Annotated in this window: 17 protein-coding genes; 5 read left to right on the plus strand and 12 right to left on the minus strand. The window is 40.1% G+C overall.

The features are described from left to right. Window positions 1-50 precede the first annotated feature (50 nt). From bshC to KIH23_RS03060, 3 genes are all read left to right on the plus strand, one after another. Window positions 51-1,637, plus strand: coding sequence for a bacillithiol biosynthesis cysteine-adding enzyme BshC (gene bshC, locus KIH23_RS03050; RefSeq protein WP_213211198.1), 1,587 nt, complete (start codon window positions 51-53; stop codon window positions 1,635-1,637). A 183-nt stretch (window positions 1,638-1,820) separates the two neighbouring features. Next, the gene (locus KIH23_RS03055) at window positions 1,821-3,281 is read left to right on the plus strand and encodes a SusF/SusE family outer membrane protein (protein ID WP_213211199.1); all 1,461 of its coding nucleotides are present in this window, start codon (window positions 1,821-1,823) and stop codon (window positions 3,279-3,281) included. A gap of 167 nt (window positions 3,282-3,448) precedes the next feature. Beyond that, window positions 3,449-3,868, plus strand: coding sequence for a nucleoside-diphosphate kinase (locus tag KIH23_RS03060; RefSeq protein WP_213211200.1), 420 nt, complete (start codon window positions 3,449-3,451; stop codon window positions 3,866-3,868). Window positions 3,869-3,995: 127 nt separating this feature from the next. Here the strand turns inward: KIH23_RS03060 and KIH23_RS03065 are convergent, their stop codons facing one another. The 12 genes from KIH23_RS03065 to KIH23_RS03120 form a co-directional block, all read right to left on the minus strand. After that, window positions 3,996-4,292 carry a DUF721 domain-containing protein gene (locus KIH23_RS03065; protein ID WP_213211201.1) on the minus strand — a complete coding sequence of 99 codons (297 nt, stop codon included), beginning with the start codon at window positions 4,290-4,292 and terminating at the stop codon, window positions 3,996-3,998. Beyond that, window positions 4,273-4,713 carry a lipocalin family protein gene (locus KIH23_RS03070; protein WP_213211202.1) on the minus strand — a complete coding sequence of 147 codons (441 nt, stop codon included), beginning with the start codon at window positions 4,711-4,713 and terminating at the stop codon, window positions 4,273-4,275. The genes KIH23_RS03065 and KIH23_RS03070 overlap by 20 nt, the downstream gene beginning before the upstream one ends. Before the next feature lie 94 nt (window positions 4,714-4,807). After that, on the minus strand, window positions 4,808-5,788 hold the full coding sequence (gene ftsY / locus KIH23_RS03075) for a signal recognition particle-docking protein FtsY (protein WP_213211203.1): 981 nt from the start codon (window positions 5,786-5,788) through the stop codon (window positions 4,808-4,810). 250 nt (window positions 5,789-6,038) lie between these two features. Continuing rightward, window positions 6,039-6,191, minus strand: a complete 153-nt coding sequence (locus KIH23_RS03080) for a DUF4295 domain-containing protein (protein ID WP_213211204.1) — start codon at window positions 6,189-6,191, stop codon at window positions 6,039-6,041. A 44-nt stretch (window positions 6,192-6,235) separates the two neighbouring features. Then, on the minus strand, window positions 6,236-6,418 hold the full coding sequence (gene rpmG / locus KIH23_RS03085) for a 50S ribosomal protein L33 (protein WP_008253902.1): 183 nt from the start codon (window positions 6,416-6,418) through the stop codon (window positions 6,236-6,238). Window positions 6,419-6,444: 26 nt separating this feature from the next. Next, entirely contained in the window at window positions 6,445-6,681 is a 237-nt protein-coding gene (rpmB, locus tag KIH23_RS03090) for a 50S ribosomal protein L28 (protein WP_213211205.1), read from the minus strand. Between the two features lie 157 nt (window positions 6,682-6,838). Further along, window positions 6,839-8,095 carry a CinA family nicotinamide mononucleotide deamidase-related protein gene (locus tag KIH23_RS03095; protein ID WP_213211206.1) on the minus strand — a complete coding sequence of 419 codons (1,257 nt, stop codon included), beginning with the start codon at window positions 8,093-8,095 and terminating at the stop codon, window positions 6,839-6,841. A gap of 320 nt (window positions 8,096-8,415) precedes the next feature. Then, a complete protein-coding gene (locus KIH23_RS03100; RefSeq protein ID WP_213211207.1) occupies window positions 8,416-8,760 on the minus strand; it encodes an Hpt domain-containing protein in 345 nt (114 codons plus the stop codon). A 1-nt stretch (window position 8,761) separates the two neighbouring features. Then, the gene (locus KIH23_RS03105) at window positions 8,762-9,373 is read right to left on the minus strand and encodes a fumarylacetoacetate hydrolase family protein (RefSeq protein ID WP_213211208.1); all 612 of its coding nucleotides are present in this window, start codon (window positions 9,371-9,373) and stop codon (window positions 8,762-8,764) included. Window positions 9,374-9,506: 133 nt separating this feature from the next. Further along, window positions 9,507-10,283, minus strand: a complete 777-nt coding sequence (locus KIH23_RS03110; RefSeq protein WP_213211209.1) for a 3'-5' exonuclease — start codon at window positions 10,281-10,283, stop codon at window positions 9,507-9,509. A 117-nt stretch (window positions 10,284-10,400) separates the two neighbouring features. Continuing rightward, window positions 10,401-11,774 (minus strand): dihydrolipoamide acetyltransferase family protein, encoded by a 1,374-nt coding sequence (locus KIH23_RS03115; protein ID WP_213211210.1) that lies wholly within the window; start codon window positions 11,772-11,774, stop codon window positions 10,401-10,403. Between the two features lie 88 nt (window positions 11,775-11,862). Next, the gene (locus KIH23_RS03120; protein WP_213211211.1) at window positions 11,863-13,020 is read right to left on the minus strand and encodes a glycosyltransferase family 2 protein; all 1,158 of its coding nucleotides are present in this window, start codon (window positions 13,018-13,020) and stop codon (window positions 11,863-11,865) included. Between the two features lie 94 nt (window positions 13,021-13,114). On the opposite strand from KIH23_RS03120, the gene KIH23_RS03125 reads away from it, so the two are divergent. Further along, window positions 13,115-14,974 carry an ABC-F family ATP-binding cassette domain-containing protein gene (locus KIH23_RS03125; protein WP_213211212.1) on the plus strand — a complete coding sequence of 620 codons (1,860 nt, stop codon included), beginning with the start codon at window positions 13,115-13,117 and terminating at the stop codon, window positions 14,972-14,974. Between the two features lie 246 nt (window positions 14,975-15,220). Next, entirely contained in the window at window positions 15,221-16,003 is a 783-nt protein-coding gene (locus KIH23_RS03130; protein ID WP_213211213.1) for an O-methyltransferase, read from the plus strand. Window positions 16,004-16,034 lie beyond the last annotated feature (31 nt).

Here is a 16,034-nt window from a genome sequence, read left to right on the forward strand (position 1 = left end):
ACCAAATCAAATTAATTCAAGTTTTTTTACTTTTACCAAAAATTCAAACTATGCCCAGCGACTGTATTAGCTATCAAGAATCAGGTTATTTTACTCCATTGATTGTAGATTATCTCAATCAGTCCCCTGAAGTTGAATCACTTTATAATCATTTTCCGAATTTAGAAGGATTCAAGGCTCAGATTGCTGAAAAAAAACAGCAATTTCCGTTAGCTCATCGAGCAACTCTGGTTGAAGAACTCAAAAAGCAATATGCAAAACTGAATGCTACAGAAAGTTTGAGCAATATTGAGTTACTTGCTTCAGAAAATACCTTTACCATTACGACAGGGCATCAACTCAATTTGTTTACCGGACCTTTGTATTTTTTGTACAAAATCATTTCAACCATTAATCTCTGTAAGGAACTCAAAATAAATTTTCCTGAATATAATTTTGTTCCGGTTTATTGGATGGCCACCGAAGATCATGATTTCGAGGAAATTAATTTCTTTAACTACAAAGGCAAAAAAGTCAGGTGGAATGCTGAAGTTTCTGGGGCCGTCGGGCGTCAATCAACCTCAGGACTCAAAGATGTTTACGAGGTTTTTGCACAAGAAATTGGTCACAGCCAAAATGCCGAGCAAATCAAAAAATGGTTTAAGGAAGCTTATTTAAAACACGATAATTTAGCCGACGCCACTCGATATTTAGCGCACCAACTTTTTGGATCGTATGGCTTGGTTATTTTGGATGCGGATGTTCCGGCTTTAAAACAAATATTTGTTCCGTATATTCAAAAAGAACTCACCGAACAAACCACACACCAACAAGTTTTACAGACCAATGAGCTACTCAAAGATTATTTGGTTCAGGTCAATCCGCGAAAAATTAACTTATTTTATCTTGAAGATAGTCTGCGAGAGCGCATTATTCTTGAAGACAATCAATATAAAGTAAACGATACTGAGTTGATTTTTACACAAAGTGAAATTCTTTCAGAAGTTAAGCATCACCCTGAAAAATTCAGTCCGAATGTATTGCTCAGACCTTTATATCAAGAAGTAATCTTGCCTAATTTATGCTACATAGGTGGTGGCGGTGAATTGGCTTATTGGCTACAACTCAAAGCTAATTTTGAGAATTTCGGGGTTACTTTTCCTATTTTATTATTGCGCAATTCAGTGTTGTTAGTCACCGAAAAGCAAGCCCAAAAATCAGATAACCTAAAGCTTAGTTGGCAAGATTTATTCAAAAATCAGCATGAATTAATCAACATCAAAACCAAAGAAATCTCTGAATTCCCAATTGATTTGAGCATTCAAAAAGATCATTTGAGCACACAATTTCATTATTTGCACAAATTGGCCGAAAAGACAGACGCTTCATTTTCTGGAGCCGTCAAAGCGCAAGAAGCCAAGCAAATCAAAGGTTTAGAAAACCTTGAAAAAAGATTGCTCAAAGCGCAGAAACGCAAACACAAAGATCAACTTGAACGAATCATTTTATTGCAAAATGAACTTTTTCCCGGGAAATCTTTACAAGAAAGGCAACTCAATTTCTCAGAATTTTATATTGAGTTTGGCAATCAATTGATTGAAAATTTATTTGAAAAGTTACATCCGTTAAATGATAATTTTACAGTTGTAAAATTATAAAGTAACAACGCAAATCAGTAAATCACACTTAATCTTGGGCATTCATAAATAGCGATTTGTCAGTTAATTAATAATCTTTTCAACACGAAAACGTTTTCGCTTATTTTTTTAAGGTTTGTTCTGAACTATCAGAGTTTTTTTTAGCTTAAATTAGCGTTGTAAAAATTTTTTAACTCAAAAATTATGAAAACAAAATTACTTTTATTATTACTTGTGTTCTTTGGATGGACCTCACAAGCACAAGTTTCAATGATTGGTCCCGGTGCTACCGGAACACAATGGGACGCTGATATTGATTTACTTGATCAAGGAGGTGGTATCTGGTCATTGACAAATGTTACTATGCCTGGGGGTGAATTCAAATTCAGAAAAAACCACTCATGGGGTGTTAACTGGGGTGCCGTTGGTTTCCCAACAGGAACTGGTGTTCAAGACGGACCAAACATTACTGCTATCAGCGGTACTTATGATGTAACCTTTAATGAGAATACCGGAGAATATTCATTTAGCGGTGGTGCTCCTGTGCCAGTTGTTAAATTAGTTGGTGCTGCAGTAAGTGATGTAAACGGAATCAGCTTTATCACTACAGACGGAGTAGTATATACTGCAAGCAATGTAACTTTACTTGACGGAAATGCTCAATTTGATATTGATGGATCATTGGTTGGAGAAACTACTTTCCCGACAGGTACATTGTCAGGTGCTTCTGACAACATTCCAGTTGTAGGTGGCGGATATACTTCAATTACTTTAGATTTATCTTCAGGAAACTATACTTTCGTAGCGGCACCTATTTATCCAGTAATAAGCATTATTGGTAGTGCTGTTGGTGGATGGGATGAGGCTCATGAAGTTGATATGGCTACCAATGATGGAGTTATGTATACTGCAACTGTAACCCTTGATGGTACTGCAGGCAACAATGAATTGAAATTCAGAACTGGTCACGATTGGGGATTACCTAATTATGGTGCTTCTGATTGGCCAACAGGTATCGCTACAACAACTGGCGGAAATATTCCTGTAGCTGCTTCAGGAACTTATTCAGTTACTTTCAACTTGACTACAGGTGAGTACAATTTCTTCTTCCCGGGTATTTCATTAGTTGGTGATGCTACCCCTGGTGGATGGCCAACAGGAACTCCAGGCGAAATTGATCCTGCTCAATTAACTACTACAGATGGTTTAGACTATCAATTAGCAAGTATTTCATTAGTGGTAGGCGGAGCTAAGTTCCGTCAAAACAATGATTGGGCTACCAACTGGGGCGCGGCTGATTTCCCTGCAGGTACAGCTACTCCTGGAGGTGCTAACATTGCTGTAGCAACTGCTGGTGATTATGGTATCCTTTTCAATAGAGTATCTGGTGTATATACATTTGGTGCGCCATTGGCTAACAATACTTTCAGCAAATCAAATTTTGTAGTGGCTCCAAACCCAACAAACAATGCTTGGACTTTTGCTTCATCAAACAAAGCAATCATTTCAATTCAAATTGTTGATGTTTTAGGAAATGTGGTTGCTACCATTGCACCACAAGCAACTACAACTTCTGTTGATGCTTCAAGCTTGGCTAAAGGCTTGTACATGGCGAAAATTTCAACTGCTAACGGTTCAGAAACTGTTAAGTTGATGAAAAACTAATTTTTGAGTTTTTTTCATATCTAAAAATCCCCGGCTCGTTCGGGGATTTTTTTTGCTTTATATTCACTTCAAAGGTTTTAGGAATCAATTAATAATACTATTTTTGCAGCCGATTTAAGGCAAATAAGCCAAACAGAAAATTAAAATTAAAATTAAATACTATAAAAATGGCTGGTAACAGAACTTTTACAATGATTAAACCCGATGCGGTTGAAAAAGGATACATCGGTGGAATTTTGAACATGATTACTGAAGGTGGTTTCAGAATCGTATCCATGAAATTAACGCAATTAACCGTTGCAGACGCTCAAAAATTCTACGCGGTACACGCCGCTAGACCTTTCTTTGGTGAATTGGTAGAATTCATGACTCGTGGTCCGATTGTAGCAGCTATCTTAGAGAAAGACAATGCAGTTGAAGACTTCAGAGCTTTAATTGGTGCAACCAACCCGGCTGATGCTGCTGAGGGAACCATCCGTAAAAAATATGCTTCATCGATTGGTGAAAATGCTGTTCACGGTTCAGACTCTGATGAGAACGCTGCTATTGAAGGTGCTTTTCACTTTGCCGGAAGAGAGCAATTCTAAAAAGATTGTAAGATCATAAGATTTCAAGACTTAATGGTCAGAAATATAAAATCCCGTTCTGCTGTGAACGGGATTTTTTTTGAACATATCTAATAATCTTACAGTCTTACAGTCTTAAAATCTAAAATCACCTCAAAACTACTTGCTTAATTACTTCTTGTCCGAGTTCATCATTAATCATACGAATGATTTTATCTTTGCCGTAACTGAGTTCTTCGCGCAAAACCGCCGAGGTCAAATCAACATATAAAGTAGTTCCTTTGAGCGTGACTTTTTGCGTATAAGTATTCACGCCATTACCCATGAGCGACTTCCAAGCATCGGCCACTGCAATCTGATTCATACCAGATTCAAGCTTGTTACTGGAAATAATCTGCTTGAGTACCTCGCCTACCGAATTCTCGTTACTTAGCCTTTTGCTCATGCGGAATTAGGTTAATGGGTTGCGCTTTTTTGTAGTGATATTTCTTGTGGGAATCATTTTCAATCACGAGTTCTTGATCGGTTAATGTCAGGATGGTTTCTTGCCACTGAGCATAAGCCGTTTTGCAGTTCAAAATGAGTTTTCCGTCTTTTTCTTGGGCCGATATAGATTCAGATAAATCGTTGGTGAGAAAAGTACCGTCGAGTTGCGGCATGACTTTTTTGCGATAGCCCTTTTGATTTTTGATTTCAATGTAATCAAACGATTCATTCATTTTGTATTCTTTGTGGTCGCCTTCGGGAAAATCAACGGATTTGATTTCCCAATAACCATTGATTTTAGGTAAATCGGTCAATTTAGCGTTGGGTTGACACGCGCTTAAAACGAATAAAACAACCAGTGAATACAGCAATTTTTTCATGGACTTTTTGAATCTGAATCGAGCCTCTAATTTAAATCAAAAAAGGACATCAAAATACAATGATGCCCTCTTTATCTATAAAATCTTGTTGGGTTTATTTAAAGAATGAATCGACGAATTCGTATTTGTTGAATACTTGTAAATCATTGATGCCTTCGCCTACACCAATATATTTTACCGGAATCTGAAATTGATCTGAAATACCAATCACCACACCGCCTTTGGCCGTTCCGTCGAGTTTGGTAACCGCCAGTGAAGTAACTTCGGTAGCAGCGGTAAACTGTTTGGCTTGTTCAAAAGCATTTTGCCCGGTTGAACCATCGAGCACCAACAATACTTCATGCGGTGCATCTTCTTGGATTTTTTGCATCACGCGTTTTACTTTAGACAATTCGCCCATAAGGTGTGCTTTGTTATGCAAACGACCGGCTGTATCAATAATCACCACATCGGCATTTTGCGCTACAGCACTTTGCAAAGTATCAAAAGCTACTGATGCAGGATCGCTGCCCATTTGCTGTTTTACCAGCGGAACACCAACGCGGTCTGCCCATATTTGCAACTGATCAATCGCGGCAGCACGAAACGTATCAGCAGCGCCTAAAACTACTTTATATCCTTGGTTTTTAAACTGATGCGCTAGTTTTCCGATGGTGGTGGTTTTACCTACTCCGTTTACGCCCACAATCATAATCACATACGGATGTTTGTCTTGCGGTATGCTAAACTCAGTAGCTTCACCGGAATTGGTCTCTGAAAGCAAGCCCGAAATTTCTTGACGCAAAATCAAATTGAGTTCATCGGTTCCGAGGTATTTATCTTCAGAAACGCGTTTCTCTATGCGCTCAATGATTTTAAGTGTGGTTTCAACACCCACGTCTGAAGTAACGAGAATTTCTTCAAGGTTATCTAAAACCTCGTCATCTACCTTTGATTTACCCGCTATGGCTTTGGTAAGCTTGGTAAAAAAGGAAGTTTTTGATTTTTCTAATCCTTTGTCAAGGGTTTCTTTGGCTTCTTCGGTAAAAGTGGTTTCTCTTTTTTCAGAAGAAAATATGCGTTTAAAAAATGACATATTGTTTGATTTTTAGTACTAATGCAGCCCGGATTGCGGCAGACAGCCCGCAGTTTTGAGCGAAAGTGTTTGCCAAAACAAGACGGCAACCAGTGGAAGCCGAATGGTTTTGTGCCAACACCGCGCGAAAAGCGAGGACTGTGGCCAAAAGCCGGAAGGTCTGCCCAACTTTAAATTAAGCGGAACAAATATAAAACAAAAAAGCTACTTTCGGTGAGAAAGTAGCCTGTCTGTATAGGTTGTTTGCGAATTATTTCTTTTTCAAGAATTCGTCTACCTCTTCTGGAGCCATAATCGCTTCAACGAATGTGTAAGCGCCGGTTTTTGGAGATTTTACCATTTTGATGGCTTTAGATAATCTCTTAGAAGCGGTTTGTAAAGTTGCAACGGTTTTCTTTGCCATGACTTATATTGTTTAGGAAATTTTTACAGTATAAAAACTCCGAATTACTTAATTTCTTTGTGAACGGTTACTCTTTTAAGGATAGGATTGAATTTTTTGATTTCTAATCTATCCGGAGTATTTTTTTTGTTTTTAGTAGTGATGTAACGAGACGTTCCTGGAACACCAGAAGTTTTATGCTCTGTACACTCTAAAATAACTTGGATTCTGTTACCTTTCTTTGCCATCTTGCTATTCTTGTTTTAGGAACGGATTATTTAATGAATCCTTCTGTCTGCGCTTTTTTCAAAACAGCAGCAATTCCGTTTTTGTTAATTGTTTTTATGGTAGAAGCAGCTACTCTCAATGTAATCCAACGATCTTCTTCGGCTAGGTAGAAACGTTTTTTTACCAAGTTAACCGAAAATTTTCTTTTCGTTTTGTTCATCGCGTGAGAAACATTGTTCCCTACCATCGCTCTTTTACCTGTAAGGTCACAAACTCTTGACATTATCTTTATCTTTTATCGTTATTCAAATCGAGGGTGCAAAGAAAATAAAAATAAACCATTGTGCAAAATAAATATTAGAGATTTTTTCATTTTTTTTATTTGGATTTTAATCCGTGAAAAGAACTCGCTTTTTTGCTCAAAAAATAATGGCTTTTATTTATTCAATACTGCTTTTTAAAATTTCTTTTTGCAACAATTCTAATGCTTTGTTGACGGTTCTGTCGATGACTTTTTCGCGCGGTTGCCCAAAGTTGAATTCAAAGGTTTGTACTCCAACAGGCGTTGCCAAACCAATAAATACAGTTCCTAAATCGGCAGGTGAATCACCCTTAGACGGGCCGGCATTTCCGGTAGTGGCCAAAGCGTAATCAGTTTGCATGAGCTTTTGAACCGCTTGTGCCATCGCAGCAGCTACCGCTGAACTTACCACCGAATGTTCTTGAATGAGTTCTGGCTTGAGCCCCAAAACATCTATTTTGGTCTGGGTAGCGTATGAAACCACACTTCCTTTAAAATAAGCTGAAGCTCCAGAAACCGAAGTAATCAATTGCGCTATTCTTCCGCCGGTACAACTCTCAGCCGTTGCGAGTGTTTTTTGTTGTTGCGTGAGCAATTTTCCGAGCATAACTTCTAGGGTTTCGCCTTCATCAAAGCCTACAATAATATCGCCAATGAGCTCTGTGAGCGTAGTAACTTTTTCGGCGATGGTTTGCTCGAGCAAAGCTTGATCGGTTCCGCGCGCGGTGAGGCGCAAACGAACTCTACCCGGAGCAGGCAAATAAGCGAGTTTGATAAAATCGGGTAAGTTGTTTTCCCAATCTTCAATGCGCTCGGCCACCATGCTCTCGCCCATACCATAAGTCATGATGGTTTTGTGCAAGATATACGGACGTTTGTATTCGGTAACGATTTTCGGAATGAGGTATTGATCAACGATGCCTTTCATTTCAAACGGAACGCCCGGCAACGAAACAAAAACAGTTTGCTCTTTTTGAATCCACATGCCCGGAGCGGTTCCGTAGGCGTTGTGCAAAATGGTAGCGCGCGATGGAACCAAAGCTTGATCTTTGTTGACTTGGGTAACGGTTACCGTAAGGATCTTTTGAAACAAATCAACAATGTGTTGCTCGACTTCGAGATTGCGCACCAAAGTATCTTGGAAGTATTCACAAAAAGTGTGTTTGGTGATGTCGTCTTTGGTCGGGCCCAAACCTCCGGTAATAATGACCAAATCAGTTTGGTTTTGCAAACGCGCAAAAGTGTCGAGTATGTGTTTTCTATCATCAGAAATAGAAACCATTTCATGCGTTTGAACGCCTACTTTGTCAAGCGCTTTGGCTATATAACCCGAATTGGTATCGGTAATTTGCCCGATGAGAATTTCATCGCCGATGGTCACTATAGTTGCTTTCATTTTCTTTGCGTTACTGAGATATTGAGCTGATAAGCACCTAAGAAATCAAGGGCCGCAACAGCCCTGCGAAGATACTGAGTTTCTGAGAAAATGTAGGATTGAATTTAACCGAAATGACAACCGTAAAACGAAAGCCAAGCCCTGATAGAAGCAAAAAGCCCCGAACGCATAAAACCATGTAGCGCCGCAGAAAAGTGCGACCCACGGAAGCGCCTTTGATGTGCTAGCGATACAGGTTTTATGAGTTTGGGCTTGAAGCGAATAGCAGGAATAGCTGCCTAAAAATTTTTTTATCAGAAACTCAGCAAGCTCAGAAACTTTTACAAATCAAAATCTTTGGTGATTTCTTTCACCGCCTTTTCAATTTGCGATTCTACGCTGTCAAAAGTAGCTTTGATTTCTTTGCGTTTGCCTTCGGCTTTGCCCCAAGCTTCAATTTGAAGGATTTCGTGAAAAGCCTGATCCATTCCTAACAAATCAAGAGTAGGCTTGATTTTGTGCGCATAGCTATACGCCATTTTATGGTCTTTGGTCTGGATGCCGAGCTTTACCTGAATTAGGTCTTGCGGTACCTCGGTAACAAATAAGGTAATGATTTGGTTTACAAACTCCGGGTCATTGTCTGACAAGGCGTAAACTTTAGATAGGTTGTAATTTAGGGCCATTTTATTTGATATTTAATCTGAATAATTTTTGTTGTTCGAGGTAACCTTCAAGCACATCACCAGGTTTGACTGCTGCCACGCCCGCTGGTGTACCGGTAAAAATTACATCGCCGGTTCTGAGTGTAAAATACTGAGAAACATACGAAATAAGTTCATCAATCTTCCACAACATCAGGCTAGAATTGCCTTTTTGCACAGTAATCCCATTATTTGTGAGTTCAAAATTAATACTTTCTAAAGAACTGAAAACTTTTTTCGATATAAAGTCACCAATAATCGCTGAACCGTCAAAAGCTTTGGCCTTTTCCCACGGCAAGCCTTTCTCTTTGAGCCTTTGCTGCACGTCGCGCGCGGTAAAATCAATACCCACGGTAATTTCGTCGTAATACTTATACGAAAATTCGGGCTCTATGTATTTACCCATCTTATTAATTTTTACAACTAATTCAATTTCGTGGTGAATATCTTGCGAAAAATCGGGTATAATAAACGGTTGCGGACGCGACAAAACCGCCGTATCGGGTTTGAGAAAAATCACCGGTTCGTCAGGGCGTTCGTTGTTGAGTTCTTCAATGTGGTTGGCGTAATTGCGGCCGATACAAATAAGTTTCATGCTGAGTTGCTAAGATTTTGAGCTACTAAGTTGTTGAGATTTTTTAGAAGCCGGGAACCTGCTTTTCACTGCTATCTTTTGCTGCGTTGCGCAAAAGGATATCCGCTACAATCAGGGCTAGGGACTTCGCGTTTTAGAATAATTTGTTGTTGAGCTTTCTGAGTTTGATTCCGGTAAGCACTTTTTTGGTATACAACGGAAAATCAGCGCTTTGCACCCAACCGAAATAACCGGGTTCGTCTTCAAAAACCTTCTCGACTTTGACGCCTTTGTGTTTTCCGAAGGTAAAGATTTCATCGCCGTTTTGGTCAAAAGCAATAAATCCCGCAAAGTCAGCGGCTTTTTTGCGTGTGGTAAATTCTGAGAGCGCCTTAATATCGTTCTGCAAATCCGGATAGCGATCGAGTTGCGCTTGCAGAATCTCAAAAGTTGCCATCGTATCGGCTTCGGCTGAGTGCGCGTTGTCTAATGATTTTTCGCAGTAGAATTTATAAGCAGCGCTCAGAGTGCGCTCTTCCATTTTGTGAAAAATAGTCTGCACATCAACCGAAACGCGGTTTTTCATGTCAAAATCAACACCGGCGCGCAAGAGTTCTTCTGCCAACAACGGAATATCAAATCGATCTGAATTAAAACCCGCCAAATCTGAATCTTTCATCATCTGAAAAACTTGTGGCGCGAGTTCTTTAAAAGTCGGTTCGTTCGCTACGCGTTCATTGGTAATTCCGTGTACTGCCGAGGCTTGCGTCGGAATCGGCATCTCCGGATTCACCAGCCAAGTTTTGCTCTCGCGGTTGCCATTCGGAAATACTTTAAAAACCGAAATCTCTACAATGCGGTCTTTGGCCACCTCGATTCCGGTGGTTTCAAGGTCAAAAAAGCAAATCGGTCTGTTGAGTTTGAGTTCCATGCTGAAAATTTAGGGCGTAAAGATACGCGAAATGTCAACGCCAAAAGGCAAATATTATTTCAAATAAAAAACCGCCTCGGTGTAAAGCGGTTTCATATTATTTATAGTGTGTGTTTTTTAAAACGGTCGATTCTCATCAAACTCCTCCATATAATCAGCCACACGTTTCACAAAGCTTCCGCCCAAAGCGCCGTCAACTACACGGTGGTCATAACTGTGCGAGAGAAACATTTTTTTGCGAATACCTACATAATCACCTTCAGGAGTTTCAATCACCGCCGGTACTTTTCTGATGGCACCAAGCGCTAAAATACCTACTTGTGGTTGGTTGATAATCGGCGTTCCGAACACGCTGCCAAAAGTTCCGACATTGGTTACCGTATAAGTTCCACCTTGGGTATCGTCTGGTTTGAGTTTTCCTGCTTTGGCACGGTTTCCTAAATCATTTACAGCTTTGGCCATCCCAATCAAATTGAGTTGATCAGCATTTTTAATCACCGGAACAATTAAGTTTCCGTTCGGTAAAGCTGCCGCCATACCAAGGTTGATGTTTTTCTTTTTAATGATGTAATCACCTTCAACCGAAATATTCATCATCGGGAAATCTTTGAGCGCGCGCGCCACAATTTCCATGAAAATCGGTGTAAAAGTAAGTTTCTCGCCTTCGCGTTTTTCAAAGGCATTTTTGTTTTTCTCACGCCAGTTCCAAATCGCGGTTACATCAACCTCTACAAACGATTGTACGTGTGCCGAAGTTTGCAACGACTGAACCATATAACCCGAAATGAGTTTGCGCATACGGTCCATCTCAACCATTTCATCTTGCCCATTCACCGAAACCGGAATGGCTGCTTTTGGCGCAGCAGGCTCTGCACTGGCTGTTGGTTGTGGTGGTGCAACTGGAGCAGCTGTTGGCGCTTGAACTTGTTGTGCCGCCGGAGCAGGCGCAGCCATCGTCACATTGCCTTTATTTTGAATATAATTCAATAAGTCATTTTTGGTAACACGACCTTCATTCCCGGTGCCCGGAATGGTATCGAGTTCAGCAAGCGTAACGCCTTCTTCTTTTGCGATGTTGCGCACAAGTGGAGAATAAAAACGAGCAGATTCGCCCACATGAATCGGAGCTACCGGAGCAGCGGTAAAAGTTTTAGCTACTTCAACAGTTTTGACAACTTCTTCTACGGCAGGCGCAGGAGTTGGTGCAGCTTGTGGAGCTTCTGCAACTGGAACAGCTGCTGCAGAGGCTGCATCAGTTTCAATAATACCTATGGTTTGACCGACTTGAACAACATCGTCTTTATGAAACAACTGCTCAACCAATATACCGGCTACTTCAGAGGGTACTTCGCTATCAACTTTATCCGTTGCAATTTCGAGTACGGCCTCATCGGCTTCAATTTTATCGCCTACTTGTTTGAGCCAATTGGTAATGGTTGCTTCTGCAACGCTCTCCCCCATTTTGGGAAGCTTCAATTCAAATCTTGCCATATTGTCAACCTAAAGGTTTATTTGGTTTTTGTGCTTGCGAAATTAGTAAAACAATTCGGTTTGCTTTAAGAATTATTTATTTTTTACCTCATTTTATAACTTCTCCTCGATCAATACTGCTGTTGCTTCCGATGAGAAAAGCTGCATTTTGAGGCCAAATTTTATAAGTAAAATACTGATTGCTATTTTGTTGCATAAAAGCTATAATCGATTGAAAACTCCAACTTCGATTATCAAAAATAATTTCTACGTTTTTTACCGAATTATTTGTTAGCGAATTTAATTGATTTTCATTCGCAGCATCAAACAACACTACTTTTTTTCCTAACAAGTTTTCAACTTCTTGAGCAGCTAAGGGTTGGTTAGAAAGCAACCAATATTCATCAATCTCACTCTTTTTGAAAGCCGATTTCTGGGTAGCTTTCCTAAGACTGAATATATATGAACCCAATTTCATCAATGCATTGAAAAAGCCTGCTGATTTGTAATGCTTTTTGTAGAACAAAACCATTGCTTGTTGAAAGTTGCGCAAGTATTTCTGATCTTTCACCGTGCTTTCACCTTTATAATGAATCACGCTGGTATCAGCAAAATAATAATTGTCTTTTCCTAATAGAAGCGAACGATAACTTAAATCAATATCTTCACCGAACATAAAAAATATCTCGTCAAAACCACCCAATTGCTGATAGAGTTCGCGTTTCATCAACATAAAAGCACCCACCAAAACATCGACTTTTCCGGTTTGATTGGTCGTTAAATGTTGCGCGTAATATTTTCCAAAAAAAGAAACCTTCGGAAACCACTTATACAAACCCGACATTCGCCCTAAAGAAACCAAAGGTGTGGGAATTCCTCTTTTGCTTTCAGGTAAAAACTGCCCTGTTCCGTCAATGAGCTTACAGCCCACTATACCCAAATCAGATTGAGCTTCAGCAAAAGCAAGCAGTTTTTCAAAAGTATCTTCGGCCACCACCGTATCTGGATTGAGAATGCAAACGTATTTTCCGCGCGCCTGAGCAACACCTATATTATTCCCTTTCGGGAAACCTGAATTCTCTTTATTAGCGATGAGTTTTACTTCAGAAAATCGTTCGCGCATCATCACACAACTATCATCGGGCGAGCAATTATCAACCACAATGATTTCGGAATCAATGTTTTGCAAAGCCTTTTGTACACTCAGCACACAAAGCTCCAAAAAATACCGAACATTATAATTAAGAATAACTACCGAAATCTGCATACGGCAAATATAAAAGGAATTTTAATTGAGCTACCGATGGCTCGATGAATTAGTTATTTTTGCGCTTGAATTATCACTCAGATAAATAGACAGAATGAACTATCTCACGGTTGAAAACATCTCAAAATCATATGGTGAACGAACGCTTTTTGAAAACCTTTCGTTTGGGATTAACAAAGATCAAAAAATTGCTTTTGTAGCCAAAAACGGCACCGGAAAAACATCGATTTTAAAAATCATTACCGGTGAAGACGTTCCTGATACCGGTCAAGTGATTATGCGCAAAGACATCAAGATGGCGTTTTTGTCGCAAGAGCCCAATTTGCAACCTGAACTGACTATTGAAGAAAGCATTTTTGCCAGCGATAATGACATTCTTAAAGTCATCGAACAATACGAAAAAGCGCTTGAAAATCCTGAAGAAGAAGAAGCCTATCAAAAAGCTTTTGAAAACATGGAGCGCCACAACGCTTGGGATTTTGAAACGCAATACAAACAAATTTTGTTCAAGCTCAAACTCGATGACCTCAAACTCAAAGTTAAAAGCCTTTCGGGCGGACAAAAAAAACGGTTGGCTTTGGCTATTATCTTGATCAATCGACCGGATTTGCTCATATTGGATGAGCCAACCAACCATTTGGATTTAGAAATGATTGAATGGCTCGAAAATTATTTTGCCAAAGAAAGCATGACGCTTTTTATGGTCACGCACGACCGTTTTTTCTTGGAGCGCGTTTGCAACGAAATCATTGAACTTGATCACGGAAAATTGTATGCTTACAAAGGAAACTATTCCTATTATTTACAAAAGAAAGAAGAGCGCGTAACCAGCGAATTAGCCTCGGTTGACAAAGCCAAAAACTTGTATGTAAAAGAACTCGATTGGATGCGTCGTCAGCCCAAAGCCCGCACCACCAAATCAAAATCGCGTCAAGATGATTTTTATGTCATCAAAGAAAAAGCGCATGCCCGCCGCAAAGACCACGTGATGGAACTTGAAATCAACATGGAACGCATGGGCAGCAAAGTGGTCGAGTTGCACAAAGTGACCAAAAAATTCAAAGACAAAGTCATCTTAGATGGTTTTGACTACACTTTTAACCGCAGCGAACGCATTGGTATTATTGGTAAGAACGGCACCGGAAAATCAACTTTTTTGAATATCCTGACCCAAACCATCGCGCCCGATGCAGGCAAAGTAGTCATTGGGGATACCATTAAAATTGGTTATTACACCCAAAGCGGCATCAACCCAAAACCCGAGCAAAAGGTGATTGATGTGATCAAAGAATTTGGCGAATATATTCCGCTGACCAAAGGTAGAACCATATCGGCCGGTGGTTTGCTTGAACGCTTTTTGTTTGACCGCAAAAAACAACACGATTATGTAGAAAAACTCAGTGGCGGCGAGCTCAAACGTTTGTATTTGTGTACGGTTTTGATTCAGAACCCGAACTTTTTGATCCTGGATGAGCCCACCAATGATTTAGATATTATCACGCTCAACGTACTCGAGAATTTCTTGCTTGATTATCCGGGCTGTTTGCTTGTGGTTTCGCATGACCGTTATTTTATGGACAAAATTGTTGATCATTTATTTGTGTTTAGAGGCGATGGCGAAGTAGAAGATTTTCCGGGAAATTATTCTGATTTTAGAATTTATGAAGACAGCACCGAACCCGAAAAAAATGAAGCTACAAAAGAGAAAAACAACTGGAAAGAAAAACAAATCAAGCAAGGTTTGACCTTTGCCGAACAAAAAGAATTTCAGAAAATTGAACGCGAGCTCAAAGATTTAGAATACAACAAAAAACAAATGGAAGCGCAGTTTGCCGATGGTACGATTGCGCCGGAACAAATTCAAGACAAAGCGGTTGAATTACAGAAGATTATTGAGCAACTCGAGCTTAAAGAAGAGCGTTGGTTTCAACTTAGTGCCAAAATGGAAACTTAAATTTTAAGCAACAACGAGCGCTAAGGATGGCAGCGGTTAGCCCGCAGACGCGCAGCGGCGAGGACTATGAGCGAACAGCCTGACCCGCAGGGAAGCGCCATAAAATCATGTTGTATTTTGTATGTTGCATGTTGAATGCCGACAAACTTTATGAATCACAACACATATCATACAACATTTATTCCGCTGCGCTCCATACAATTCGGCTGCGCCTCGGGTTAGCATAGAATATTGAACATAGAAAAAATGTGGTATCCAATCAAAGCTTATTTTCGGTTTTTGTGGCAATCTAAAAACGAACATGCCGTGCATTCGCCGTTTGTGTTTGGTTTGGTAACGCGCTGTTTTTACGATTCCAAAAGCAAACCCGAATATGCGGTTTTAAAACAGTTTAGAAAGGCATTGCGCAACAACCACAAAACCATTGAAGTAACTGATTTTGGCGCCGGCTCTCGCGTGTTTAACTCGAACCAGCGCAAGATAAGCGCCATTGCTCAAAATGCAGGCATCACGCAAAAACGCGCAGAATTATTACTCAGAATGGCGCGCTATTTTGCGGCTGAAAACATTTTAGAAATCGGAACTTCGCTCGGATTGGCCACCTCGGCGCTTGGTTTAGGAAACCCGAAAGCCAAAATCACCACGCTCGAAGGTTGTCCGCAAACGGCAGCGGTGGCACAACAAAATTTTTCTGATTTTGGTTTGCCCCATATTGAACTCCGCGTGGGCGAATTTGAAACTTTTTTGAAACCTCAGAACCATGTCTTACCTACTCGATTTGACTTGGTCTATTTTGACGGCAACCACTCTAAACAAGCCACTTTACAGTATTTTGATTGGCTTTTGCCCACAGCGCACAATGATTCGGTTTGGATTTTTGACGATATTCATTGGTCGGCCGATATGGAAGAAGCTTGGCAAGTGATCAAAAATCATTCGCAGGTAACTGTGAGCATAGACACTTTTGCGTGGGGCATTGTGTTTTTTAGACGCGAACAACCCAAAGAACATTTTGTGATTCGGGTATAACGTAACATTTAAGATTGCCCAACTACTAATG

This window comes from Flavobacterium sp. CYK-55, assembly GCF_018413465.1.
Lineage (GTDB): Bacteria > Bacteroidota > Bacteroidia > Flavobacteriales > Flavobacteriaceae > Flavobacterium.

Bases quoted from the DNA above. Each gene is read 5' to 3' on its own strand.
- bshC (WP_213211198.1), top strand. From the start codon at position 51: ATGCCCAGCGACTGTATTAGCTATCAAGAATCAGGTTATTTTACTCCA.
- KIH23_RS03055 (WP_213211199.1), top strand. From the start codon at position 1,821: ATGAAAACAAAATTACTTTTATTATTACTTGTGTTCTTTGGATGGACC.
- KIH23_RS03060 (WP_213211200.1), top strand. From the start codon at position 3,449: ATGGCTGGTAACAGAACTTTTACAATGATTAAACCCGATGCGGTTGAA.
- KIH23_RS03065 (WP_213211201.1), bottom strand. From the start codon at position 4,292: ATGAGCAAAAGGCTAAGTAACGAGAATTCGGTAGGCGAGGTACTCAAG.
- KIH23_RS03070 (WP_213211202.1), bottom strand. From the start codon at position 4,713: ATGAAAAAATTGCTGTATTCACTGGTTGTTTTATTCGTTTTAAGCGCG.
- ftsY (WP_213211203.1), bottom strand. From the start codon at position 5,788: ATGTCATTTTTTAAACGCATATTTTCTTCTGAAAAAAGAGAAACCACT.
- KIH23_RS03080 (WP_213211204.1), bottom strand. From the start codon at position 6,191: ATGGCAAAGAAAACCGTTGCAACTTTACAAACCGCTTCTAAGAGATTA.
- rpmG (WP_008253902.1), bottom strand. From the start codon at position 6,418: ATGGCAAAGAAAGGTAACAGAATCCAAGTTATTTTAGAGTGTACAGAG.
- rpmB (WP_213211205.1), bottom strand. From the start codon at position 6,681: ATGTCAAGAGTTTGTGACCTTACAGGTAAAAGAGCGATGGTAGGGAAC.
- KIH23_RS03095 (WP_213211206.1), bottom strand. From the start codon at position 8,095: ATGAAAGCAACTATAGTGACCATCGGCGATGAAATTCTCATCGGGCAA.
- KIH23_RS03100 (WP_213211207.1), bottom strand. From the start codon at position 8,760: ATGGCCCTAAATTACAACCTATCTAAAGTTTACGCCTTGTCAGACAAT.
- KIH23_RS03105 (WP_213211208.1), bottom strand. From the start codon at position 9,373: ATGAAACTTATTTGTATCGGCCGCAATTACGCCAACCACATTGAAGAA.
- KIH23_RS03110 (WP_213211209.1), bottom strand. From the start codon at position 10,283: ATGGAACTCAAACTCAACAGACCGATTTGCTTTTTTGACCTTGAAACC.
- KIH23_RS03115 (WP_213211210.1), bottom strand. From the start codon at position 11,774: ATGGCAAGATTTGAATTGAAGCTTCCCAAAATGGGGGAGAGCGTTGCA.
- KIH23_RS03120 (WP_213211211.1), bottom strand. From the start codon at position 13,020: ATGCAGATTTCGGTAGTTATTCTTAATTATAATGTTCGGTATTTTTTG.
- KIH23_RS03125 (WP_213211212.1), top strand. From the start codon at position 13,115: ATGAACTATCTCACGGTTGAAAACATCTCAAAATCATATGGTGAACGA.
- KIH23_RS03130 (WP_213211213.1), top strand. From the start codon at position 15,221: ATGTGGTATCCAATCAAAGCTTATTTTCGGTTTTTGTGGCAATCTAAA.